The following is a 24,514-nucleotide window of genomic DNA, read 5'->3' on the forward strand; positions in this document are numbered from 1 at the left end:
ATAAATCAATATTGAAGGCAAAATAAGTGACGCACCCTACCTTTAGTGAATTGTTTCTGGATCAATGGATTGAACTGATATATTTGCATGAACAGTGCTCTCCAGCGAAAAACAAAGATTAATTTTGAGAAATTTGGATTGAGGATATTGAAAATATAGGAGGCTGTTGAACATGCTTGAAAGAAAGAATCAAGCTGACAAGCTAAAAGATCAAGTAATTGTAATAACACGTATCGAAGACTTTGATAATATCCAGAATGCAGGCAAGGTCAAACTGTGGCTCCCTACGGGCGATGATAGCGATCGCGATCAGGCCCAGAGGATCGAAGCAAGAATAGAAAGGAATGCAGTAGCATGTGGTTGCACCGAGGGATCGATCGCCGGAGCGGTCTATATCTTCGCCATCACACTTCTCGCCTTGGCGGGATTGATCCGCCTATCGACAGCGTGGGCATGGGCCGCTGCCGTGGGCGGGCTATTTGTGGTACTTCTCGCTGGGAAGATGTTCGGCCTTACGCTGGCAAAGATCCGCCTGTCGCTCGCGCTTAGGGAGGCGAAGCAACTAATTGACGACATACCAAAGGAGGGATCGCACTATGGCTTCCGGCCATGAGAACTGCCTGAAAGGGTGGACTGAAAGGCAAGAATATTGCACAGACTGGCGTGACGACGGCTACAGCAAATGTGAAAGCTGGGGAAAGAACTGCAAAATTAAATGGATTCCCCTAATCGGGCCCGCGCTCTGCAAAGTATTTGAGTGGGTGTGTACAGCCGCTGTCTGGATTGTCAATTGGGTATGTCACGCGATCAACGTTATTACCACCTTTCATTGTCTCGTCTGGGAAACGGTACTTCCACCACTGTCCTTCTTAGTTGGCATTTTTGTGAAAGCCGTCTTCTCTATACCGTTTTTCGGGGCGTTGCTGAGAGAAGCAATCAATGTGGTCACTTCCATTGCTTTCGGTATCATTGGGATCGTCTTTGAGGGGCTAGTCTGTGGGATTTTCGGGCTCTGCTTCCCCAAGACGCTACGGCTCTGTATCATCATCACTCATGATGGAAGAGCACCGGTTAAAACCCCTGCAGATGTTAAGCCGTTCGTCGATCGGATGAAGCAAATTTATAAGGATGAAGCAAATGTCATCGTCCACGAGCATTACAGCGACGGAAATTCGCCGAATGTCGATCCCGAATGTGGTGGAAGCGGTTGGCTGCAGGATTTATGGCTGACAGGAACTCAGTATGAGAATTCCGCATCCGTGAACTGTATCTCACACAGCTTCTCTAGCGTAATCGGGTGGCGCAGTCCCATATACGCGTTCGTTGTGAAGGATATTAAGGGTAATGGTGTCAATGGATGCTCGCTGGGCCCGCTGACCAACTACGTGGTGTTTAAGCTTGCTAATGATGTGACTCTTGCTCATGAAGTCGGACACGCATGCGGCCTACTTCTGCACTCTGACGACATGAATAACGTCATGTACCACGCGGGCGTCCCAGGGCGCAGCCGATTTTCCGGGCTGCAGAAGACCATAATCAGGGGGTCGAAATACGTCACTTACTTCTAATTCACAGCAAGGATCAGCAAGCTGTCATGTTCGTTCTCTCTAACCATGTTGCTTTTCTAATTGGAACTTTCCAAAATAAAACCGTTTCAGTATTGATAGATTTTGTATGAATAGTAATCTGGGTTACAGCCGAGATAAGTGTATTAACTATTTACTATACTAAATAAAACCATAGCCCTTATAGTTCTTTAAATAAGGTTTATGGTTTTTATTATCTTTAAATAAATTATTATTGATTTTTCAAATAACAATTATTATTGTACATTTTAACGCATTCTACGAGGAGGGTTTTTCCAAACGGATAATAAACTGTAACATATAAAAATTCCAACTAAATAATTGTTGTTTTAGAATTGTTCAATCGAACTTCAAATGTTTTAACCCCTCATCATAACAGGGGAAAAATTCGTCGGAGCAATTAAGAAAACAAATGTAGGCTTACAGAAAAAGAAGGCCCCTTTTTATGAAAAATAAATCCTTTTTCCTTTTAATAGATAGAATTAGTGAGATCACTTTTCCCTAAAAAATAACCTTTGTGGATCATTTGTACAAGTACAACATGAAGAAAGGAGCCTTCTCGCTAAATTTCCGAAATATAAGAATTTTGAAATCGTATCAAAGTATAAAATGTTATAATTATACTGTTCCTTTTGCATCCATGAGAAGGATTTTAAAACCGTAAGACACTTAGAGAGGGGAAACAACTATGTCACTTTTACAGCAACATTTTGAAGAAAGAAGAGAATACATTTTCAATCGTCTCAAACAACCAGAATACATGGAAAGAAGCATAGAAAAAGTTCGCCAAGCTCAAAAAGAGATCAAAAATACAGTGCGAACGATTAAAGATTTGTTACTCTTAGACAAAACCACTGATCCTTGTTTACCAGAGGTCGCTCAATTTTCTCTTCAACACATTACAAATTCAGAGGCGTTTGAGAATGTCAAAAACCTTGTTCCATCCTCTATGAGAAAGTTAAGTGAAGAAGAACGCGCAAAAGTGTTAGATGAAACATTAAGCGTAGCAAACCAAGTCATGAATTTAGAGCGTACTATTTTTATTATGATGTTTAATGCAAAAGAGAAAATCCTTATGGATTCTTATAAGAAAAAGCGTAGATCACAAACAGAACTTCATTATGATGTTGCTGACAAAGGAGGGTTCGACAAAGCGTTTTATGAAGAGCGTATTGATTCATTACGAAATGACATTCGTGTATTATCTTTCAAAAAGCTTTGTGAGAATGAACCCGCACCAGAGGATTTAGAACTATTCAAACAACGTTATGAAACAATTATTTTACCAAAGGTACAAGAGATTGTTTCCCTAATTGAACCAAGTTTAATAGATGTAGACGTATTTTTAAATTCAGTAATTGAGTATGGTGTAGGAGAAATCAATTTAGATGAAATGATTCAAAAACTACACAAAAACCTTTCTCTATTTCACGAATTATCAAAGGTTGAATATTGCCCAACGGTTGAACTAACAGTAAAAGAATATGTATTCTTAGAAGCTATGAACCGTTCCGAAAAAGGAGAGGAGTTGCAACCAACAAAATGATGTATACACAAGAGAAGTTTTATGAAAAGTTAATAGAAGAAAAAAAAGAAGTGACGGTTTTTCTAATAAACGGTGTCAGAGTACCTGGAAAAATTATCGCTGTTGATAAATTTTCGGTACTAATTTTAAGCAATGGAAAGCAAATGTTCCTTTATAAACAAGCGATATCAACTGTTTCTTTATAGAATAACAAACTTTCAAATTTTTACAATTATAACCTTTTTATCCTTTTTAGGTATATTTACTTCAAAATTTTACATACATAATGTACTCTTATATATAAGAGTTAGTTTTTTCCTTTAAGGCAAGGCTGGTTTCAGTCTTGTTTTTTTGTTTGCATTTTTTAAATACAGTTTTTTCATCATTCTATGTATAAAGGAGTTTAAAAGAAAAAGTGGATATGAAATTACTACATGAGATGATAGAAGATCAAAAAAAAGAATTGGGGTATCTTGTCAAAACATATGGTTTTAGACATCAAAAAGTAATTAGTGTTAGTCAAAAATTAGACCTTTTAATCTATAAAGCAATGAACAGATATAGATTAGATTACAAAATTAGAACAAAAAAAGAATCCTTATCATAAGGATTCCCAACAGGAAGATAAGAGACAGATATAGAAATAAAAAGAATTAATTATATTATAATTCAAAAATATGAAAAGCCATATTGAGAAAAAACTTTTGGATTGAATTTTCTGATTATTTTTTAAAATAAAAACGGGTTGTAGTAACAAGCTGTCATTAAACCCCTTACACCAAATAAATTGTCCTTTTTTATGTAGATAGGCTCTCTTGCTTTTCTTGCATGAGAGCCTATCTACATTCGGGAACTATCTTTCATTATTATAAAGAAATAATCCATATAAAACCAATAGGTTTTTTGATATTAAAACGCTACATTTTCTATATTCTATGGTAAAATTAGTGATTGAGGGTACATTTTTTCAAGAGAAAAAGGCAAACAATATAAATACTTTCTGAAAGTGTTCAATTCAAGTTCAACAAAAAGCATTTGTTATTCTATAGCAAATGCTTTTTGACAAATTACATCCTTTTTTATAACATAAAAAAAGGAATTGAGTGGGCGAGACTCAATCCCTAGGTAAATTTCATTCACTTCAAAAAAATCCTGCTTTAATAGTAGGGTTTTTTTATTTTGTTTTTAGCATGAAATGTAATACTGTATATGCCATTTTTCTTGTTGAACATCCTCGTTTGAGTGCTAATTGTTGTAAGAGTTTTTGCTGAAATGGTGATAATTCAATTTCTACAAAATGCTGAAAAGCATGAGATTGCCTTACAGGTATATCCTCCATATAGATATAGTCTAAGCCTTCTATTACTAACTCCGATGCAATTTGATCTAAATTTTCGTTATACAATGCGAACTCTTCCAATCTTTCATGCAAATGTGGTTCTAATGAAATTAATAACTTCTTATTATTTTTTCGGAATTTCTGTTTTTGGCCTTTCCAGTAATTTTGCTCTTGCATAACTGCATGTAACATTTGGATTCCCCCTATTTATAATTTGTCTTTCTCCCTTAAAATCAAATCCCTACTTCTTGTTTCTTACAGTATCAACTGCGGCTAAACAAGCGGCTATCCCAAGACGCTTTTCGCTATATATTTTCTTGTTTACTGTTAGGTACCAGCACCCATTTTCTTTTACGCTCAATAGATCGTCATATTGCCGCCCTAATTTTTCTAGAATAAAAGTTGATTCCTCAACAGGATTGAAATATTCAATCGGCATTCTAATAAATGGTGTATGATTCTTACCCCAATATGTACCGCATTTTTCTAGCCCCAAAAACTCTTTTGCAATGACATAATCTAGTCTTTCTGTTGCAACAGATAAATCATCATACGGTATCCACCAATTAGAATCACTCATGGCCACAAACTCTTTTGCAATACTGTTGTATAAGATTTGACAGATACTAATACCCTCAAAATCATCTTGTGTGACAACAAAATCGGACTGTCTTAATTTGTGCCCGTTTTTATCCGTTGTACCAATTTCAAATTCTTCACTTTTCAATAATTGAACTGTTTTCATCACATTAAATTCCCCCTTTATTTCCTAAATGAACATGCTAAAATATTTTTGAAGGCATCTTATTTCTTGTGCCCTTCACCAATACGATCACTCATCACACTTCCCCTTTCTGTTGCTTTATAGCAATGGAAAGGGCTAATTTTTTCGGAAAGCGGCTTTTACTTTCTTGCATAGCATTTTGAAGCAATTTCAACTTTGTTTCTTTGCAAAGAACTCTCCATACAGATACACCGATTTTCATTTTCTTGCCTCCCTTTTATAATTCTTCTCCACACTCATGACAAACCGTTATAGATTCATCTGTTCCCTTGATTTCGACTGTTTGATTATCTCCATGCGTACAATAAATCTCTTTGTCTTCTAACTGTTTTTTTATGTGAATTACAACTTCTTCGATGCAGTAATAACATAGTCTTCCTAACGCAAATCCTTCGGCGGCAATCTCTCCACACGCTCTACATTTGTAATCTTCCATGTGATTGCTCCTTTCTCTCTTAAAGGACTAATTCACTAAGCTGACAGCAATCAACGCACTAATTAAGATTAAACCAATAAATTGCATGGTACTTTTTAATGATTGGATCAATGCTTTCTCTCCTTTCTAGAGGGATGATTTTAAAAATAAGCGTTCTTCCATATGGCTTCTCTCTAAAATCCATATAGGATACCTGAAAATAAGTAGGTGAAAAGCATCATAAAAATTGAGGTTGCAAAGAAACCATAAAACCAAATCTGATCGGAAACATTTTCTTCAATACCAAAATAACGATTTAACTTTTTGTAATTTTCTGAAATGTATAGGTAAAATTTTTTGAGGAATTTAAATTTAAGGTGAGGTTGTGTTAAAATAGGCTCACCAGACGTAATTTTGATAAGGATTTGTTTCATAGCCATTCTTCCTTTCTTAAATTATGATTCTGTATTAGAGAAAGATGTTTTTGAGCTGGCAGGCTAGGGAACATCTTTCTTTTAAAATATTAGTTTTTTCGTTCTCCAAACCACTTTATCATTGCTTCAGAAGTAATAATCCATTCTTTTCTCTTTCCATTCGGCTTAATAAAGCATTTAATTAATCCCTGTTGAATCATTACTTCTCTTTCTTGATCCGCTTTTTTAGAAATTCCCTCTTGTAACTTGTTCCTTAAAGTTGAATCAGGTATCTTCCAATAGAATGCGGCTTCACTAGGTGTCATGTAGTTATCAATTGCTTTCATAATTATTTTCCCTCCACAATACTTTTGCTATAATATTTGTAGAAGGATTGAAGGGAATTCCTAGGTTCCCCATGATAAATCCTAATATCATTCCGAAGCCATTTATCACATTGATAATGGCTTATTTTATTTTTTATCCTCCTTTTTTAAGTTTTTCTATACTTCGATTATAGGACTTATAGGTCCTATAATCAACTATTTTTCATTTTTTTCTTTCGAATTTTTTCGACAAATAAAAAAGTCCTATCAAAATAGGACTCTATTACGAATTTTTATGTTTACTTGTTCATTTCTTAAATACTTATTGTTATCTTTTTATATATTGGTCTACTATAGCTTGTAATCTTTGTCTCCATTCCCCTTTATCTACATTTGATCTATCTTTCAATTTTGAAACTTTGTTCATAAAAGAGAATTTATCCACTGGAATTTTCTTTTTAAATATGATTTGTTCATAATCTTTAGCAGATTCAACAATTCTCAATTCAATTGTTTCTGTTGTTCCTTTAACCGAATGATTTGTTAGATAAAAATCTAGTGCCGCGAAATCGTCAATATTCTTTTTAATTTCTTCATCCAAAACAGTATGGTACTTACTATTTTGGATTGCTTCTTTTATTTCATTAGCATGTGGACTATATTTATGAAGAAATCCTCGATATAAATTCACAGATTTTTGCATGTATAAAAATCCATATGGTAAGTTAAATTTATTTATCGCAGTGTAGTAGTAACCTTCTGATTTCATAAAGTGTTTTAACATGGTATCAAATTTTTTATAAGAAAAACCAATACCAGATATTTTTCTTATTTCGTTAAATAGTATATCTGGATATTCCTTTATCAACGTTAATAATTCATTGGATTTTTTTGTATTCTTACGTTTATTCTCCCCACCAAATGACTCTGGATTGCTTAATTCACAAGCTAGATATCTTTCCTCATTATAAACTGCTAGCCTATGAATGCTTTTCCCAAAATGCCTAGCGTGTAACCCTTGTCCTTCTGTTTTATCTTTATAGAGTTTATATATTTGAATTGGATTATTACATGAAGGACACACTGCATAGTATCTTCCTTCTTTACCACTCATATCATAATAAGGTGATTTCTTATGAGTTTGATGTTCATAATTATGTACAGTCAACTTAAATATTTCATTACTATTAGTTTTTAACTTAAATATATTCATTTCCGTATCCTCCTTTATAAAGATTCCTTCCAAAATACCGTCAATGTTTATATTTAGTTACTCCTTAACTTGTACTTTCTTATAGTTCCACCTTTTCCAAAATTGCGATAACTTAATTTTACTATATTTTTAAAACCAACATATCTTCTATATGGACTTCCTCAATTATAAAAAACTTTTATAACAGAAGTTATATCTACTGTTGACTACTAATAATGATACGTTATGTTAATCTCACATGTACATAATACATAAAATATTGTTTTGAAATGAATAAACGATTATAAATTTGGAATATTAAAATCTGTTCAATTGAATTAAAAATATTAACAAAAGGTGGCTGATAAAATGCCCACAATACCGAATTTTCCTGAATACCTTAATCATGAACATCACGCTTGGCATATGCCTAGTGCTCACCCTGATCTTCCAACACGCCAAATCTTGCCTCCAAACCCTGGTGCAGGTTTAGAATTTATAACATTTCATCAAAATTTCATAGCTAAATTTCATGCGTGGTACGATTCTCAACCATTTGCGGATCAAAATGCTGTTGCACCATGGACATCGATTCCACCAGAACTTAAGGTAGCCAGCGCTGGCTGGAACTCTCAATGGGAAGCCGCAGAAAGAAGAATCCTGACTAACAATCCTCCTTTTGCATCCCTAGATGAACTCGGATTGTTTATTGAGGAGGGATTACATAATCAATTTCTTCACGGTGCAGCAGCAAGAGTATACAATGAACCAATTGTTGGAACCATTCCTAATTCACCATTAAGTACTCTGTTTTACAAAATTCATGGACTTATAGATTATTGGTGTTCTTCTTGGGAGAAGCGTGGTTTCAGTGGTTCACTAGCAACCGCACGCCAGACAGACGACCAACTTGATCTATTCGCCGTGGACAAACAAGGACGTGTAAATGTTATGTGGGTAGTCGGGACCGGACATTGGCAAGGTCCAATTCCTCTCACTGCGCCGAACTATGTTCCATCTAATGCGGTATTGAGAACCGCACATCAAACAGATGAACAGCTTAATCTATTTTTCGTGGATAACCAAGGACGTGTAAATGTTCTGTGGGTAGTCGGGACCGAACCTTGGCAAGGACCAATTCCTCTCACTGCACCAAATGTTGCTATACCTGGATCAGGTATAACAACCGCACGCCAGACAGACGACCAACTTGATTTATTTTTCGTGGATAAGCAAGGACGTGTAAACATCATGTGGGTAGTCGGGACCGGAAATTGGCAAGGTCCAATTCCTCTTACTGCGCCGATTACTTATAGTACGGCAATGACTCTTGTGACTGCACATCAAACAGATGAGCAACTTAATCTATTTTTCCTGGACACTTCAGGACGTGTAAACGTCATGTGGGTAGTTGGAACCGGAAATTGGCAAGGACCGATTCCTCTAACTACGGTATTCAAACCGTTCTTCAGTCGGATTGGGGGAACTGCACGTCAAACCGACGAGCAACTTGATCTGTTCACCGTAGATGATAAGGGACATGTAAATGTCATGTGGGTAGTCGGAACCGGAAATTGGCAAGGTCCAATTCCTTTGACTGCACCGAACTTCGTTCCAGTGTCTACGATTCCAGCAACTGCGCGCCAAACCGATGAACAAATTGACTTGTTTTTCGTAGACAAGCAGAGACGTGTAAATGTTATGTGGGTAGTTAATACCGAACCTTGGCAAGGACCGATTCCATTAACTGAACCAAATTACGTTTCATTAGGTACGAACCTAGCGACTGCACGCCAAACCGACGAGCAAATTGACTTGTTTTTCGTAGATAAGTATGGGCGTATAAACGTTATGTGGGTAGTTAATACCGAACCTTGGCAAGGACCAGTTCCACTAACTTGACCTAATTGTAGTTAGCATAAACTACAATTGTGATGGCAAATAAAACAGACGGTTAACAGTCCGTAAGTTTATGGAAGAAACCTTTTAGGAAATATAAAAAACGAGTCCCCTTACCATTCAATTAAGACTAGTAAGGGGACTTTTTCCCCAATATAAGACTGTTTTATAATTGTCATAGCTCTATCTCCTTTATTTCACAACGATTTTCACTTTTGCACCGTCCGGTAATTTCTCCACTTTATTCCCAATGTACGAACCAGCACCACGATTATCAGCTGGTTTTATATGCCTTATATCAGCACCTTTACCGCCTTCCCTACACATAGCCATAGGGTATTCATCCCGATCATATCCTTTTTTCGTTGGAACATCTGCTAAAGACTGTTTTCTTCTTTCAGCCGCTCCATCCCGATCAATTGTACAAATATCTGTCTTGCCATTTGCAATCGCATCTTTAATATGTGCCGCGGTTTCTGGATACTTATTTGATGGAAATTCTATAACTTGTGCGATATCTTGTGATCCACTTGTTTGTTTTGCAGGATTTGAGTTTTGAATTGCTGAACATCCTGTAAATAACAACCCTACCGTTAAAAAACTACTTATAATTCCTTTGAATTTCATCCTTACTCCCTCCATTCTCTATTACTTAATTTACAAATACCGTCTTATAACTTTTCTCTTTCCGTCCTCCATGCTTATTCCCACATTTCGGACAATAAGGACCATCATTTTTCTTTTTACAATCTCTTACGTCCCCTCTTGGCAACGGAAAAACAAATTGACACATCTCACAAGTGAATTTTTTCTTTGGTAAAGCATTTAGCAAAAAATTAATCACATGATCCACCACAAACAATATCCTCCTTTCGTTCTTACAACGTAAAGTCTTCCATTGTCTTTCGAATCTCATCGGCTTCTACACCTATATATTGTAACGTTTGCCCTTGTGTCGCATGGCCAAATAGTTTCATTAAATAGTAGACGTCCTTCTTTCTTTGGTAATAGTGATATCCAAACGTTTTTCTCATACTATGTGTTCCCCATTGTTCTGAATCAATACCGCAAGTCTCGGCCGCCTTATGCAAGAAAGTATGTGCCATTTGTCTTGTAATGGGTTTATTTCCTTGACGACTTGGAAAAAGCCAATCAGAATCAGCACGATTACTTGTGTATTTCGCGATTTCTTGTTGTAAGACTGAATTAAAATACACTTCTACCGTTGTATCTGTTTTTTCCATTTTAATTTTCATGACATCTTTTCCACGAACATCTTTTACACGTAATCGTAAAATGTCACTGATACGTAAACCTGTATTAATTCCAAAGTAAAATAAAAAGTAATTTCGATATGAGGAATTTTGTAGTAACCAATCTTTCATTTGTTCAATTTTTTCTAATGAACGAATCGGCTCTTTTGCTCCAGGTTTTCGTCCTCCTTTCGCCATAAAACACGACCTCCTAATTCGATGCTGTTACCTATAATATGTAAAACTTAATTTAACTATAACTATATTTTGTTAAACTAACAATCTTTTTCTTTTCATTTTATGGCGAAAAAAACCAGTAATACCATAGAAAAACGCATGATATCACTGGTTCTTACGAGTTTAACATTTTGTATCTTTTATAAAACTCGTGTGTTGAATAAAAAATCCTTTTACGATTTATGAAGGGGGCAGTATACATTAAAAGGGTACTTGGGCATTTGCCCATCCTCCGAAAATAATTTCTTCAAGAGATTTATCAAAAAGATTAACATAATCCATAACGACTGTTTCAGTAATAAAATTCCCGCTTTTAGGAATCTTCATATTTTCAATTCGACTTACAGCAGATCTATCACTAATCTTCTCCATTGGAATACCCAAATCTAAGCGTAATTTTTTGCAACGTTCTGCAATTTTTTCAACTAAATATTTTTCTATATCAATAATTCGAATATCAACTCTCTAATCTCTTGAGATACCTCTACAGTTTTCCATAAATCCGTTAGATTTACATCATCACTACTTGGACGAATATCCATTTCTTTATTAACCTTAACAAATACAGGAACTTTCATAGCATTGCCGGTAATAATAGCTTCACCTTTACCTAAACTAGGTATCCTCCAACATCATAATAATCGCATATCAACAATGTCCCACTACAAAACCCACAAACTTTCATTCGGGAACGTTATTTTAAATTGGATATGTAAAGACTTAACCCCACTACACTAGTAACACATAGTTAGACTAAATAAAAATGATACTTTCAAAATACCAATAGCTAAAAAACATGCTTTGTTTGAAGTATATTTTATACAGATTTAGAGATTTACTAATTCAGCTAGTTTAGCAGCTACATCTCCGAGTGATTCTTCAGATGTATCTAATCCGCTTCTAGACGCTAATAAGGGACTTACTTCTCTCAAAGCATCATAAGTTGTACCATGAACGATTGGGATTAGACGATCTGTAGCAAGTAATACAGACAACTCTTTATCCGCAACACCTTCATTCGAAAGACGGTTCAGGAAAGCAGGAGTCACTAGTACAATTCCGACCTTTGAATTTACCAACCCCTTATCAATAGCTCGTAATAATGGTTGACCAAGTAAGACATCTTTTTCGCTAAACCATACTGATACACCTAAAGTCTCAAGTAAATCATGTAAGTCTTTAGCAGACTCTTTTCTATCATCCCAGGCATGACATAAAAAAACATCTCTTAAATCTGGTTGAGTAACAGTTATTTCTTCTACTTTATCACGAATTGGCGTAAGACTTCTAATTTCCGCTGAAGTATAGAGTACTGTGGAAGTAGACTTTGACCAACGCGCTTTAGAATTACGAGCCGCACTTCCATTGCGGATTGAGTTACTTCTCCCCGTATTTTCTGAAACTGAAGAATAAGACGGGAAATAAGTATTAGAACTGTAATAATTACCACGAGAACGTCCTCTACATGCTGGGCAATTTGCTGCAGCACTTGCTGAACTATGTCCTCTTACTGGAGCTGTACATTTAACCATTTTTATACCTCCTGAATATTTATGATTTAGGATTATACTCTTAGAATATATTACCTATTTTTATAATATCAGAAATAAATATTTTATGAAAAAATTTGTTTGATAAATACTAAATCAAATGCACCTTATTTTTTTACTGTTGAATCATATATTTTAATTAGCAAACAAGAAATAAACACTTCATTATTATTTCTGCTATATTTAAAGGCCTTTTTTCTAATGAAATAAGAAAAACAAAAAGAACTTGTAGAAATCACTACAAGTTCTTTTTGTTTTAAAGCGAATACACGGGACACATAAATTATCTCATTATTCATAACGGGGAAACCATATTGATTACGGCTTGATTCCATTATATAACAAATATTAACATCAAGAGTTTTGATGTTTGAAAATTATGTGAATTAAAAAATAAAATTCCACCTTTTCTCTAGAAATCCCATTTATTGATCTTATATAGAACGTTTTAAATCAATGTTGGTATCACAATAAATTATATAGAATATAGACATATATAAATAGAGAAGAATATAGGATTCTTACAGAAAAATATATAATAACATTCAGAATTAATTAACTATAATAAAATGATTTTAACGTTATAACTAACTATAATTCTTAAATATATGCAAATAGATTTTTTTACCTTTTTATTTATAAGATGAAGAAATAAGGTATGGGGAAATTAAACAAATATTTGTTTAAAATTTCTTGGCTATAAATCAGTGTGACAGATAAGAGGATGGTTTAATAATTAATGATACGAGTTGCAATTGTCCGTTTTATTAATTTTTTTCTTTTGTTATATAAATTTTATACAACAAAGAAAATTTTTTTGACATGAAGAGATAACATATCTTCCGAAAGATAAACTCCGATATAAATACCAATTAGAAAGATAATGGAATCACGATTTAAACAATGAGGTTTCTGTACCCCTGGCTGGCTATCTCGAAACTTCATTTTCGAGATATGTCTCCATCCCCTTGAAAGCTTTTACTTCGGTGATGGCTTTTTATTTGGTATGATTAATATATAAAATTTTAGGGAAATGGAAAATCCGTACCTATTTTATTTAGATATGGATTTTTCTACTTCTAAGTTATAATAGAAAACCCCACATGAAACGGAGGGAATGGTACTATGTATCCTAAATTTTTTGATAAAATGGCCTTTTCAAAAGAGCATAAAGATTTATTAATTCAGTTGTATAATAAAAAAATTACAAGAAACGAGTATAATCGTGTATTAAACAATCTATATGAGACAAAGCCTAATGTAAATGAAAATAAGAACCAAGATAACATGGATGGTTCTGTTGCAAAGCTTTCTAACAGATAAAACATTGGTGTGATTGCAGATAGATTTATGCGATCATTAATAATTGTTGTACGTCGAAATAACGACGTTTGGTTGTTGCAAATTTTATTTCCGTATTCCTGAACCTAGCGCATGAAAGTTGGTGGGTGAACTGAGATTCCACGTTCTTTTAAAATTTCAGAGGCATCACGATAACTTAAAGAAAAAAGACAGTAGTAGCCCACTGCGATTAAAATAATATCTTTCTTGAACTGCCTTTCTTCAAAGTATCTCTTTTGTGTTTCCCCTTACAATTTTTTCTGAAATGTAGTCTCATTTAGGACACTTTGCAACAACACTTTACTATTCAAGTTTTCATGTCTATTAAATTACGTCTAATAATATTAAGGTTTATTTATATACCCTTTAAATGAACCTCTTATATATTTATTTGGATATAAATCATTAATCATTGCGTATGGGCTTCCATTCCAGTATCTTGCTACTGGTGTCCATAGTCTATGCCTTTTTAACCACTTCATTGTGTATTGTTGTAATAATTGATTATCTGTCAGCTTTTCTTTTTCTTCAATTGTCCACCGTAATGCAACTAGCGCTTTCTCTCTCGTCCAAAAACCGCTCGGTGTCATCTTAAATTCCCATTCTTTAAATTGATTCGGATATAAATCATTAATCATTGCATATGGACTATCATTCCAATATAATTGACAGGCTCCTCTCAATCCTGATTGAGTTAACCATTTATTTTCGTATATATTCTTCAACTGATCTGGATTTAATTTTTCTTTTTCTTCAATTGTCCATTTCAGTGCTTGTAACGCTTTTTCTTTCGTCCAAAATTTATTAGGAGCCTTAGTAAATTCCCATTCTTTGAATCGATTTGGATATAAATCATTAATCATCGCATATGGGCTTCCATCCCAGAGCACCCTTAAAGGTGCACTTAGTCTCCGTTCATTCAACCATTTTTGTCCATAAATTTGCAAGAGTTTTTGGGGTGATAATTGCTCCTCTTCTTCAATGATCCATTTTAATAATTGTAAGGCCTTTTCTTTCGTCCAAAAATTTAACGGCGTCATTCTAAATTCCCATTCTTTAAATTGATTCGGATATAAATCATTAATCATCGCATATGGACTATTGTCATATTTATGCTTCAATACGCCACGTAATCGATACTTCGCAATTAATGAGTTATTCCAATTCTGTTTTATCTCTTCTTCGTTCCAATTTAAAATATTTTTTACTAAATACCTTGTTACTCTTTTAGCCATTTCATTGTTTTCATCTGAATTCCAAGTATTTCGTGGGAATCTATTTCTTTTTCCATCTAATATCTCCTGATAGATGTCCTCTATAGTAATTGTGTTCATCTGCATCTCAAAACCTCCACATTATAATGTATTAATATACAGTTTAAATAATTTTTAATATTGATAATATACTGTAACGCTTTTTGTAATTGTTGAACGTCTAACGCTCCTTTGATTTGAATAGAAAGCGGTTCATGATATAGGCCTGATTTTTCATTAATTTGATGTGCTAGCCATAATGTTTTTTGATTTTCTGTAAGAGGGGATTCAACGTCGTTTATCACATGAGAACTTTTTGTTTTTAAAAATTGTTTCATAATTGTTCCTCTCAAAAATATAAAAAATAAGATTGAAAATGTTCTTAGCGTGAGTCTCACACAGTGTAGAATAGATATTTAAAAATAATTATGAATACTTAATTAAGATTTAATATTAAAGACATTACACATTCAGTATATTAAAATACAATGAACACGAAACCCTCCAATTGGCTGTTATTTAACTCAGCCAATGTATTAACTTCTTTCAGAAAGAAGAATAAGGGTGTTTCTATCCATCCCCTTGAAATGGGGGAATAAACAAAATTCGAGCATATTTTAATAATTTCGCAACTAAATCGATGATAACAACTCGCATTTTGGGGGGAGTTTCCCTATTTATGAGCATGAATAGTCTCTATCAATACTTATTACGTGTCTATTAACTGCTTAACAAAAAATCGCATGAAGAATCCACTATAGTAACACTTTTTGGTACATAGAACCAAAAAGTGTTACTATAGTGCTTAATTATGATTAAATAAACCTATTTTCTAAATCAAAAGAAAGTATCGGAAAATAAATAACGGTTAATATTGATAATGATATTTCAGAACTAAAAGATGTCCCTTCTGAACTTTCTCAAGTTACTTGCATTGATGCTACAAATTATGGAGGGGATATATAGGAGTGACCATATCAAAAAAAGAAATAACAGAGAAACAATACCATCAAATTCTTAAAGAAACATTCAATGTTTTTTAGATAAGGAACATGAAGATAGTTAATTATAAACTTTTATATAAGCTCGTTGCTCCCTCATTTGTAGAAAAAATCAGGGAGTTTTTTATTTTGGGTTATTTGTGTTTAAAAAAAGAATAGCAATGATGACAAAAAAATATAAAATACTTAGAATATTTTCTGAAACATAAAAAAATTGTGTCGATTCCATTCCTTTATTCTATTTTTTACTCACAATCACAGTATTCTTTCGATGATCTCACAATGTTTAAAGTCAATGCATAAGAATCTTACGTAATAAATTAGTGCATATAATCAATTACTAGTTGTTTAATCTGAAAATTGAGAAATAATGTGAAGGAAGCTATCATAATACATGTATATAACATAATTGAAAAGGAGGATGAATGTAATGAAGAAAAAACAAAGAATGATAGTAACGGCAGCAATGGTGGCCACATTAGCTACAGGCGCATTACCTACTACATCGGCGTTTGCTGCAGAAACAAAAGATCCTATCCAACAACAAGAATCACAAGTGAGTATTCAACCACTGTCACAGAGTAATTTGCAAACAGCTGTGAATGCTGCTTTATATGGTCCCGAAGTCAAAAAAATTAAAGTATTTGAGCATGAATTTAATGTAAAACCAATCGAAGTAGTCGATTTAGGTGGCGGGAAAAAATATGTGAAGGGACAAATCTCTCATCATTTAAGTTTTCGCCCAGATGATCAAGTTTACTATGAATTTACAGTACAAGACGGGGAAGTAATTGGTACGCCTCAATTTCATATTGATAGAGGTGGTTTTACACCATTTGCAGCACCACTTTTATCAATTATTGCTGCATATAATGGAATTCCAGTTAATCCAAATGATCTAAACTCAATTGGTCAGCAAATTGGAAAAGTGATCGATGGTAGTTGGGAACATGCAGCACAATCTATTGCCACTGTAGTTAGTTTAAGTTTTAATGAGAAGTAAGCCTCTAAATTAGGAGCTTACTGGATGTGAAAACAGGCTTTATTTGGTCTTATAAAGGAGCATTGCTCATAAGCCACTTTGTTATGAAAAATTCAGAAATAAGTTTATCTCAATTTTAGCGTATAAAAGTACTATTTCTCAATTCATTCAACAATATTTCATAGATTATATATACCAAAATGGAAGTCTTATTTAAGACTTCTGTTTTGTTTGGAAAAAGGAGTACTTTGACGCAGTGAAGGATACAATTAAACCTATTATTCCTTCAAAACCTCAAAGCATGTAACCCTTATTAAAACTATTCGAATGTTCCTGTTCTTCTTATAGTTTTAATAATCTGTATAGTATCATATTCGTTACATGAGATTATCAAATTTAAAATAAAGGAGAGATAGAATGGATAATGGACTTAATATGAGAAAAATCCTAAAACATAGCATTCTGACTTGTTTAACATTAGTAGGTTTATGCACAACTTCTACGGCATTTGCTGATAGGCACCCAGGTTATTCCTACGAATCTGATATAGGCTATCTCAATCCATCATGGATTTCAAAATTAGATGACACAAAAAAATTAAGTGAGATATCTATTCCAGGAACTCACGGCTCAATGGCTATACAAGGAACTGATTTGACAATAAATCAAACAATGTCTTTACCTCAGCAATTACATTCTGGTATTCGTTATGTAGACATGCGTGTGAAACGTGTACAAAACTCTTTTGACATGTATCATGGCATTATCTATCAAAATGCCAATTTTGAGGATGTAGTAAAACAAACCATTCAGTTTTTAAAAGAAAATCCGAAAGAAACGGTTTTAATGCGATTAAAAGAAGAAACGAATCCCGCTGTGGGATCCCTATCATTTGAGGAAATATTAGAGAATTATATAAAAAGATATCAAGATTATTTTTGGGACCCCAATACTGTGCCAACTACAGAAAAAAGCAACCCCAAACTAGGAGATATCCGAGGGAAAATCGTATTATTACAAAACTTTACAGCCTCTAAGAATTATGGTATCCAATATGAGTCTTTGGATATTCAAGATCAATATCAAGTTAGTGGCGGACCAGATGGAATGTATGCGAAATGGGATGCAGTGAAAAATCATCTTTTTCATGCGAGTGATGAACAAAGCAAGGGGGAAATTTATCTCAATCATTTTAGTGGTACTGGTGGTTTAGCAATTTGGAATGGGTTTTATCCTTGGTTTGTTGCTAGTGGAAAAGAAAACAAAAATACTGGTAGTAATCAATGGTTAATTCAAACAAATACAGCAAGTAAATGGAAAGACTTCCCGAGAGATTTGGATGGACAAGTTTTTTATGGGGGGACGAATATACTTGGAACTGAAATTATGCAAAAAGGTGATATTAAACACGCTGGTATCATCGCAGCAGATTTTCCAGGTCCAGGTTTAATTGATAGTATCATTCGATTAAATGGGATATATTCCATTGAAAAAGAAGTACTGATTTCCCAAGTTTCTTCTGAATCCAATCCATTATCTGGCGAGAAAAATCGATCCAGTCAAAACTTTAGTATTAATAATTTACCCAAAGGAACAATGGGATTAAAATGGATTATCGAGCCCACAGAAAAAGATAATTCTTCTAACATTTCTTTCAATGTTATGGTAGATGTTCCCCTAGGGCTAGATCGTGTTAGTTGGAGCAATATTTCAAATGATTCCAGAACTGCAGCAACTCCAAATTCGAAATACTATATCGCAAACCCAAGCAGTGCAAAAGAGAAATTTACAGTAAAAATATATGCTATTACTAATTAAGGATATATTACAAAGTTTATCAATATAGATATTACGGATGTGCGTCATATTTTAAGGAATTAAAATGTAGGGTATACTTTGTTTACATATTAGTTAGTTCGGTTGGACCATCTGGCCCCTAAAAAACTAACTTCTGATTAAAAGGAAGTGCATTTCATTCTATCTAATTTTTTTACGAACAGACTATGCCAATAAAATTGTTCGTTTTATTATTTTTCTTGTTATTCATATTGTTTTATTCTGGTGCAAAGGTATTGAAATACCAAAAGAGGACGGCGAATTTCTAGACACATTCTAATAATTAAAGATGCATTCAATTAGAAGGGTTCTCTATTTATAGCGAATCCTTCTGTTTTTTGTAAATAATGATGAATCAAACGTTTGTTTGAAAATTACGGCATAGATTTATGAGTATAGTATTGCTTGGGAACAAAAGAAGTCTGCATAATTTTAAAAAATAAGCCTATTGAGGCTTATTTGATATGTTTATTTTTAAAGACATACAATATTTCAAGCCTTTTTTAATTCATATGAACGAAAGTGCATTTCATTTCTACTCTTAAGTTGATGGGCATGTATGGTGACCTTTATTTGTAGAGCTCTTATATCAAGGTTTCATTTTTTATAAAGTGTGGCTTATTCCGGAGAATTTGTCCACTTAATCTTTTGGATTCAAAGTAAAATAATAATGCTCCCTTCTAAAACAGGAGTGCGGCGCATGTCTTGTTTTATCACTGGTCAAGTAGTTTTTATTCATGGAGGTAATAGTTTATCAGATGAACTACTTTTAATGATGACATGCCTATCATATCAATATATACGGAATAAATATAGTCTTGTTTTCAAACTTAAACACAACCTATACTTATATATATAAGTTAAATATTTTAGAAAGAGGGATTTTATGAAACGAAAAATTTTAACAGCAGCATTAGTAGGTATGCCATTATGTATCATTTCAGGGAATACAGCAAATGCTCAAATCAATACTTCACCAGGAATCATTCCAGAACAATCTTCATTACAAAAATTATCTAGCTATCAAACACAGGAATCTCAAGTTGTAAATATAGACCAAGTTGTTAGAAAAGCAATCCCAGGCTATGCACGATTTGTTAATGGATTGGGGGAAACCTCCAAAGTAGGTGTACATATTAATGATGTTAAATTTTTAGATGTAGAAGAAAAATATGTAGATCCAGATTATCCTATACAATCTAAATTAATTGGAAAAGGACCAGAAAAATTAGTTCAATCAATAGAAGAATATATATAATGAACATCCTTCTGCTGAACTTACAAAATCCCATACGTTCCAGCATGGAATCTCAAATACTTCAACTTTAACAAACTCTGTTACTCATAACCATAAAGCAGGGGTTAAATTCACTTATAAAGCGAAAGTGAATCTCCTTGTTAAAGATGCAGAAGTTGGTGGAGAAGTTGCATATGAATATACCAATTCTAATCAAACTGGAACATCTGATTCAAAAACATTTACAAAAACATTTAGTTCGACTGCATCCGCAAAATTACCGCCTAATTCAAAAGGTAAATTAGTTTCTTCTGTCTACACTACACCAGCTACATATGAAATTAAAAGTCGTAGCTTCTTTACAGGATCCGTTCAATTCTCATATGTATTAGCTAATGACCCTGGTACACTCAGAACTACAACTGTATCTTTGCATGAACTATTTTCTAGAACCGATGAACAAACTGTTGATGATATTGCAAATAATTATCACATGTGGGCATCTACATTTTGGAATCCTGAAAATGGACAACCTGTAAATGCACTGTTATTTGAAGGTAAATCCATTTTAAACATTGATGAAACATATCATACGGAAACACGCTTAACGGATATTAAAGGAATTTGATGAATCATATTATTACTAAAATTGCCCTATTTTAAATAATACTTAACAATAAACTCAAATGATACTCAAATATATTATCTTAAAATTTTAACATTTATAGAGTTGGTAAGCTATATTGATTGAGAATAAGAACATAAATATGCCGTGTTTAAATCAGAAATTTATCTATACATGTTATAGATAACAATTTTTCTCATACTAATTTGGTTACTTTATTCTCCGAATCTTTAAGTGTACTAAATTGTTTTTACTTTTTCGTGCTCTTTTAATGATCATTTTCCAAAGATTGTGTGAGATTCTAGTATTCTTCCGGATTAATGTATTTTTATGCTTAATTTTTGCGTGTTTATTATCTTAAAAACATGGTTATCGCCATATAGAGAATGGAGGTTATAAATTATGAAAAGTAAACTTTTAAAAGGAGTACTTAGTTTTGGAATCAGCCTTGGAGCTTTATATAGTGGATTCACCGCTAAGGCAGAAGTGTCTACAAACCAAGATGATATATTAAAAGTGATGGCACATAATGTATACATGTTATCAACAAATGTATATCCAAACTGGGGACAAGAGGAACGTGCAGATTTAATAGGATCTGCTAATTATATAAAGAACCAAGATGTTGTTATATTGAATGAAGTATTTGATAATGATGCATCAGATCGTTTGTTAGGGAATTTAAAGAAAGAATATCCAAACCAAACAGCGGTATTAGGTCGTAGCGACGGAAGTGAATGGGACCAAACATTAGGAAACTATTCATCTTTATCCCCAGAAGATGGAGGAGTCGCTATTGTAAGTAAATGGCCAATTGTTGAAAAGATTCAATATGTATTCGAAGATGGATGTGGGTCGGATAAATTATCAAATAAGGGATTTGTATACACAAAAATCAAAAAAAACAATGTCTTTATTCATATAATTGGGACGCATTTACAAGCTGAGGATAGTACGTGTGTGAAAGGAGAACCAGCAGCTATACGTAGATATCAATTAAAAGAAATTCAAGATTTTATTAAAAATAAAAATATACCAAATAACGAGTATGTGTTAATTGGTGGCGACATGAATGTGAATAAAATAAATGCTGAGAATAATATCCATTCAGAGTATGCATCTATGTTTACAATATTACATGCTGCTGTACCATCTTATGCAGGACATACTGCAACTTGGGATGCAAAGACAAATAGTATTGCAAAGTATAATTTCCCTGATGCTCCGGCAGAATATTTAGATTACATTGTCTCTAGTAAAGACCATGCAAATCCAGCACGTATAGAAAATAAAGTGCTGCAGCCAAAGTCTCCAGAATGGTCTGTTACATCATGGTTGGAAAAATATAGGGGTACAGCCGAGATACGTGTAAAAATAGGTCACAGGCTTACTTTTATTTCCAACTATGACCTATTGAGCTTATAGAGGGATCGTTTCTTCTATTGGTTGAGGGATCTTCTGTAAATCAATCACATAATCCCAAAAGCGTTGTATATGTCTTTTCATATAAGGACTTAGCGTTTCTAAATCTTGGCGTGAAAAGCGGTAACCTTCTTTTTTTAGTTGCCATAAAATCATGGTGATATCTACTACATTTTGAAAAACCATTATGGGTGTTTTTATTATAGACTTCTACTTTATTAGTACTAGCCGTAATTTGTTCACGTAATTTCATATCAGAACTTACAAAGAAAAAAAGAACATGAAATGCGCAAAAAATTATCGTAGGGCAGATTCTCAAATCATTTGAAAATCCAGCCTACGATAACATGCTTATTTATAGGTGCAACTCATATCCTAAAACATCTACTTCAGCTGCTGAAGCATGCCCATTTATTCCGTTCGTTACTTCTAGTTTTACATATTTCGCAGAAATAGGTTCGAATGTTGCAAATTTTTTCCCTCTATTATTGTCCCATGTTCCAGACGTTACTTTTTTATAGTTAGAACCATCCATGCTTGTATAAATATTGTAGTTTAAAATAATACCATTCTCTGACCAATCTTGTCTTGGAAGATATGCTACTTGGGTGATGGTTCGTATTGATTGACCGAGATCTAGCGTTAAATTGTATGGATATTGATTTGGTGCGCTCCATTGACTATGCCAAATTGTATTTGGATTGTCATCGATCGCGTTACTTGCTGGATCACGCCATGATTCCTCACTATTTGCACTTGCCTTCATTATTTTTTTGGACAATACAGCTAGTGGTTTCACGGGCTTAGAATCCGTTGCCTCCCAGATAGGAGCAATTAATGTTGGATTATTGAAAGCTTCGATTTTTTGTCGCGTTTCTGGTGATGCTTTTAGCCCCCACTGATCAAAGAACGGGAGTAAATTTTGTTTTGCTACTATCGATGTATTGTAAATAAATGCTTGGATTTTCTCTTCATCTGTTTTGGGAAGTTGCTCATTAGGTATCCCTCGATATAGCTGGTGAAGACGCGGATAAAAATCTTCACCATACGCTAATTGTAGTTGCCAAATCATAACGACTTTCAGAAAAGCGTCCTGGAGTTTTGTATAATCTTTATTTGTTTGTTTTAAGTATTCAAAAGCCTTATCATATTCCCCTCTTGTTTCCAAAGGTGCTGGTCGATTAGGATATATTTGCTGGTGTGCAGCTAAAGAATATAAATTAACAGTGACTTCACCCATTCCGCATCCACCTGCCGCGACTTCCCACCACGTCCATGGAGCTTGTTGCCTCGCGTGACCTGCTTCATGCATCTCACCCCATCCAAATTCATTTAGATTTAAAGCGCTTTTGATTGATACACCTGAAAATACAGCTCCATCCAATGTGTTTGCATATCCCCAAGCGTCCTTAGGATTTTCTGTAAAAGCCCAAATACGACGAGTTGGCTGATGTAAAGGATTAAGATCTGTTTCAGATAACCCCGAGATCTTATCTTGTGCTCCAATCATTTTATCGTATGTTTCTAATAGAGGGATAGGATCTTGATTTACAATATATTGATTTGCACTATTACGAGAAACGGTAAGTACTGCTTTCTTAGACTTTAGTTGAACAGCATGTGCATCTGGATATTTGTTCATCATTGCAATCCAATCTTCTTTCGTATGCTTCCCTAATTCAAAAACTGGAATATGCTTTCCTCCTTGTGTGACTTTCACCTTAACTGTTCCTGTATTATTCAAATTATCCAGTCCCAATAAACCACCATTTGAAGAGGAAACAGTATTAACACCAGGAGAGAGCTCCAATTCTTTCCCCCATTCCTTATCATAATGATGTGTACCAATAATAGCTCGAATCTTTTGCGATCCTGATACTTCAATTGTAATTTGTTCATCTGGGTTCACATAGATGCCTGTTGGCATATAATTTTTTTGGTCACCTCTTCTTTCTCTTTTTGCTTCATCCCAATAACTCCCTGTAGCTGGAAGATCAAATTCTCTTTGTTCATATAGCGTTGCAGTTTGCGCAGCAACTGTTTCAGCATGTACATTAAAATTATTTGTCATAATAGGTGCAGTGGTTGCTAAAATAGCCGATGCCGCAAGCACCTTTATTGTTTTTTGTAATCTAGCATTCTTTCTTCTATTCATATAAATCAGTCCTTTCGTTCAATTCCGTTGTAATGTTCAAATAAAATACCAATTTTTTGACTAATTCCACAAATGGATTTATTAAATGAATATTTACTTTGAACAATATTGTTTATATTTTTTGTTGAATACGATAAAAAAGC

General features: G+C 33.8%; 27 protein-coding genes and 3 pseudogenes. 11 read left to right on the forward strand and 19 right to left on the reverse strand.

Translation table 11 applies throughout. The features are described 5' to 3' along the window. The first annotated feature begins 172 nt into the window (after nt 1-172). The 5 genes from MHH27_RS30865 (at nt 173) to MHH27_RS30885 (ending at nt 3,718) form a co-directional block, all read left to right on the forward strand. Nucleotides 173-613 carry a hypothetical protein gene (locus MHH27_RS30865; protein ID WP_340945703.1) on the forward strand — a complete coding sequence of 147 codons (441 nt, stop codon included), beginning with the start codon at nt 173-175 and terminating at the stop codon, nt 611-613. Then, nucleotides 597-1,568, forward strand: a complete 972-nt coding sequence (locus MHH27_RS30870) for a hypothetical protein (protein WP_340945705.1) — start codon at nt 597-599, stop codon at nt 1,566-1,568. The genes MHH27_RS30865 and MHH27_RS30870 overlap by 17 nt, the downstream gene beginning before the upstream one ends. A gap of 706 nt (nt 1,569-2,274) precedes the next feature. Then, nucleotides 2,275-3,132: a hypothetical protein gene (locus MHH27_RS30875; protein WP_340945708.1), complete on the forward strand. Its 858-nt coding sequence runs from the start codon at nt 2,275-2,277 to the stop codon at nt 3,130-3,132. Beyond that, the gene (gene hfq / locus MHH27_RS30880) at nt 3,129-3,317 is read left to right on the forward strand and encodes an RNA chaperone Hfq (protein WP_000990397.1); all 189 of its coding nucleotides are present in this window, start codon (nt 3,129-3,131) and stop codon (nt 3,315-3,317) included. Before MHH27_RS30875 ends, hfq begins: the two co-directional genes overlap by 4 nt. 209 nt (nt 3,318-3,526) lie before the next feature. Next, nucleotides 3,527-3,718: an aspartyl-phosphate phosphatase Spo0E family protein gene (locus MHH27_RS30885; RefSeq protein ID WP_098280264.1), complete on the forward strand. Its 192-nt coding sequence runs from the start codon at nt 3,527-3,529 to the stop codon at nt 3,716-3,718. A gap of 567 nt (nt 3,719-4,285) precedes the next feature. Here MHH27_RS30885 and MHH27_RS30890 read toward each other — a convergent pair. From MHH27_RS30890 to MHH27_RS30920, 7 genes are all read right to left on the reverse strand, one after another. Further along, entirely contained in the window at nt 4,286-4,642 is a 357-nt protein-coding gene (locus MHH27_RS30890; RefSeq protein ID WP_340945711.1) for a hypothetical protein, read from the reverse strand. 49 nt (nt 4,643-4,691) lie between these two features. Further along, a complete protein-coding gene (locus tag MHH27_RS30895; protein ID WP_340945715.1) occupies nt 4,692-5,195 on the reverse strand; it encodes a hypothetical protein in 504 nt (167 codons plus the stop codon). 94 nt (nt 5,196-5,289) lie between these two features. Beyond that, nucleotides 5,290-5,436 carry a hypothetical protein gene (locus MHH27_RS30900; RefSeq protein WP_000690449.1) on the reverse strand — a complete coding sequence of 49 codons (147 nt, stop codon included), beginning with the start codon at nt 5,434-5,436 and terminating at the stop codon, nt 5,290-5,292. Nucleotides 5,437-5,451: 15 nt separating this feature from the next. Next, nucleotides 5,452-5,670, reverse strand: coding sequence for a hypothetical protein (locus tag MHH27_RS30905; protein WP_098903083.1), 219 nt, complete (start codon nt 5,668-5,670; stop codon nt 5,452-5,454). A 173-nt stretch (nt 5,671-5,843) separates the two neighbouring features. Continuing rightward, nucleotides 5,844-6,083 carry a DUF3961 domain-containing protein gene (locus tag MHH27_RS30910; RefSeq protein ID WP_098280267.1) on the reverse strand — a complete coding sequence of 80 codons (240 nt, stop codon included), beginning with the start codon at nt 6,081-6,083 and terminating at the stop codon, nt 5,844-5,846. An 89-nt stretch (nt 6,084-6,172) separates the two neighbouring features. Further along, nucleotides 6,173-6,409, reverse strand: a complete 237-nt coding sequence (locus MHH27_RS30915) for a hypothetical protein (RefSeq protein WP_016127997.1) — start codon at nt 6,407-6,409, stop codon at nt 6,173-6,175. 307 nt (nt 6,410-6,716) lie between these two features. Next, a complete protein-coding gene (locus MHH27_RS30920) occupies nt 6,717-7,601 on the reverse strand; it encodes a hypothetical protein (RefSeq protein WP_340945724.1) in 885 nt (294 codons plus the stop codon). Between the two features lie 930 nt (nt 7,602-8,531). Here MHH27_RS30920 and MHH27_RS30925 point away from each other — a divergent pair. Further along, on the forward strand, nt 8,532-9,482 hold the full coding sequence (locus tag MHH27_RS30925; RefSeq protein WP_340945725.1) for a hypothetical protein: 951 nt from the start codon (nt 8,532-8,534) through the stop codon (nt 9,480-9,482). 189 nt (nt 9,483-9,671) lie between these two features. Here the strand turns inward: MHH27_RS30925 and MHH27_RS30930 are convergent, their stop codons facing one another. The 7 genes from MHH27_RS30930 to MHH27_RS30960 all read right to left on the reverse strand — a co-directional run bounded on the left by MHH27_RS30930 (nt 9,672) and on the right by MHH27_RS30960 (nt 13,464). Beyond that, nucleotides 9,672-10,106, reverse strand: a complete 435-nt coding sequence (locus MHH27_RS30930; RefSeq protein ID WP_098280270.1) for a NucA/NucB deoxyribonuclease domain-containing protein — start codon at nt 10,104-10,106, stop codon at nt 9,672-9,674. 25 nt (nt 10,107-10,131) lie between these two features. Beyond that, complete coding sequence (locus MHH27_RS30935; RefSeq protein ID WP_098685825.1) at nt 10,132-10,335, reverse strand: hypothetical protein; 204 nt, start codon at nt 10,333-10,335, stop codon at nt 10,132-10,134. Between the two features lie 22 nt (nt 10,336-10,357). Next, nucleotides 10,358-10,930, reverse strand: coding sequence for a tyrosine-type recombinase/integrase (locus MHH27_RS30940; protein ID WP_340945732.1), 573 nt, complete (start codon nt 10,928-10,930; stop codon nt 10,358-10,360). A gap of 240 nt (nt 10,931-11,170) precedes the next feature. Beyond that, nucleotides 11,171-11,341 carry a hypothetical protein gene (locus MHH27_RS30945; protein ID WP_340945734.1) on the reverse strand — a complete coding sequence of 57 codons (171 nt, stop codon included), beginning with the start codon at nt 11,339-11,341 and terminating at the stop codon, nt 11,171-11,173. 65 nt (nt 11,342-11,406) lie between these two features. Continuing rightward, the gene (locus tag MHH27_RS30950) at nt 11,407-11,547 is read right to left on the reverse strand and encodes a hypothetical protein (RefSeq protein ID WP_340945736.1); all 141 of its coding nucleotides are present in this window, start codon (nt 11,545-11,547) and stop codon (nt 11,407-11,409) included. 249 nt (nt 11,548-11,796) lie between these two features. After that, complete coding sequence (locus MHH27_RS30955) at nt 11,797-12,501, reverse strand: toll/interleukin-1 receptor domain-containing protein (RefSeq protein ID WP_340945738.1); 705 nt, start codon at nt 12,499-12,501, stop codon at nt 11,797-11,799. An 813-nt stretch (nt 12,502-13,314) separates the two neighbouring features. Next, on the reverse strand, nt 13,315-13,464 hold the full coding sequence (locus MHH27_RS30960; RefSeq protein WP_340945741.1) for a hypothetical protein: 150 nt from the start codon (nt 13,462-13,464) through the stop codon (nt 13,315-13,317). Nucleotides 13,465-13,644: 180 nt separating this feature from the next. On the opposite strand from MHH27_RS30960, the gene MHH27_RS30965 reads away from it, so the two are divergent. Continuing rightward, entirely contained in the window at nt 13,645-13,842 is a 198-nt protein-coding gene (locus MHH27_RS30965; protein WP_322218197.1) for a hypothetical protein, read from the forward strand. A 107-nt stretch (nt 13,843-13,949) separates the two neighbouring features. Here the strand turns inward: MHH27_RS30965 and MHH27_RS30970 are convergent. The 3 genes and pseudogenes from MHH27_RS30970 to MHH27_RS30980 form a co-directional block, all read right to left on the reverse strand. Next, nucleotides 13,950-14,060: pseudogene (locus MHH27_RS30970) on the reverse strand (IS6 family transposase); the annotation flags it as partial. Nucleotides 14,061-14,204: 144 nt separating this feature from the next. After that, nucleotides 14,205-15,200 (reverse strand): DUF4046 domain-containing protein, encoded by a 996-nt coding sequence (locus MHH27_RS30975; protein WP_340945745.1) that lies wholly within the window; start codon nt 15,198-15,200, stop codon nt 14,205-14,207. After that, entirely contained in the window at nt 15,191-15,451 is a 261-nt protein-coding gene (locus MHH27_RS30980; protein ID WP_340945748.1) for a condensation domain-containing protein, read from the reverse strand. Before MHH27_RS30980 ends, MHH27_RS30975 begins: the two co-directional genes overlap by 10 nt. A 1,093-nt stretch (nt 15,452-16,544) precedes the next feature. Here MHH27_RS30980 and MHH27_RS30985 point away from each other — a divergent pair. The 4 genes and pseudogenes from MHH27_RS30985 (at nt 16,545) to sph (ending at nt 22,219) form a co-directional block, all read left to right on the forward strand. Beyond that, on the forward strand, nt 16,545-17,117 hold the full coding sequence (locus MHH27_RS30985) for a methyltransferase (protein ID WP_322218206.1): 573 nt from the start codon (nt 16,545-16,547) through the stop codon (nt 17,115-17,117). Between the two features lie 396 nt (nt 17,118-17,513). Continuing rightward, nucleotides 17,514-18,914 (forward strand): phosphatidylinositol-specific phospholipase C, encoded by a 1,401-nt coding sequence (locus tag MHH27_RS30990; protein WP_340945752.1) that lies wholly within the window; start codon nt 17,514-17,516, stop codon nt 18,912-18,914. 904 nt (nt 18,915-19,818) lie between these two features. Next, a pseudogene (locus tag MHH27_RS32155) lies at nt 19,819-20,797 on the forward strand (hypothetical protein). A 399-nt stretch (nt 20,798-21,196) separates the two neighbouring features. Beyond that, nucleotides 21,197-22,219 carry a sphingomyelin phosphodiesterase gene (gene sph / locus MHH27_RS31005; protein WP_340945760.1) on the forward strand — a complete coding sequence of 341 codons (1,023 nt, stop codon included), beginning with the start codon at nt 21,197-21,199 and terminating at the stop codon, nt 22,217-22,219. Here sph and MHH27_RS31010 read toward each other — a convergent pair. Then, a pseudogene (locus MHH27_RS31010) lies at nt 22,214-22,475 on the reverse strand (Tn3 family transposase); the annotation flags it as partial. The gene sph and the pseudogene MHH27_RS31010 overlap by 6 nt on opposite strands. Nucleotides 22,476-22,571: 96 nt before the next feature. Next, nucleotides 22,572-24,371, reverse strand: coding sequence for a M60 family metallopeptidase (locus MHH27_RS31015; RefSeq protein WP_340945762.1), 1,800 nt, complete (start codon nt 24,369-24,371; stop codon nt 22,572-22,574). Nucleotides 24,372-24,514 lie beyond the last annotated feature (143 nt).

The sequence above is a fragment of the Bacillus sp. FSL L8-0152 genome, assembly GCF_038006365.1.
Taxonomy (GTDB): Bacteria; Bacillota; Bacilli; order Bacillales; family Bacillaceae_G; genus Bacillus_A; species Bacillus_A cereus.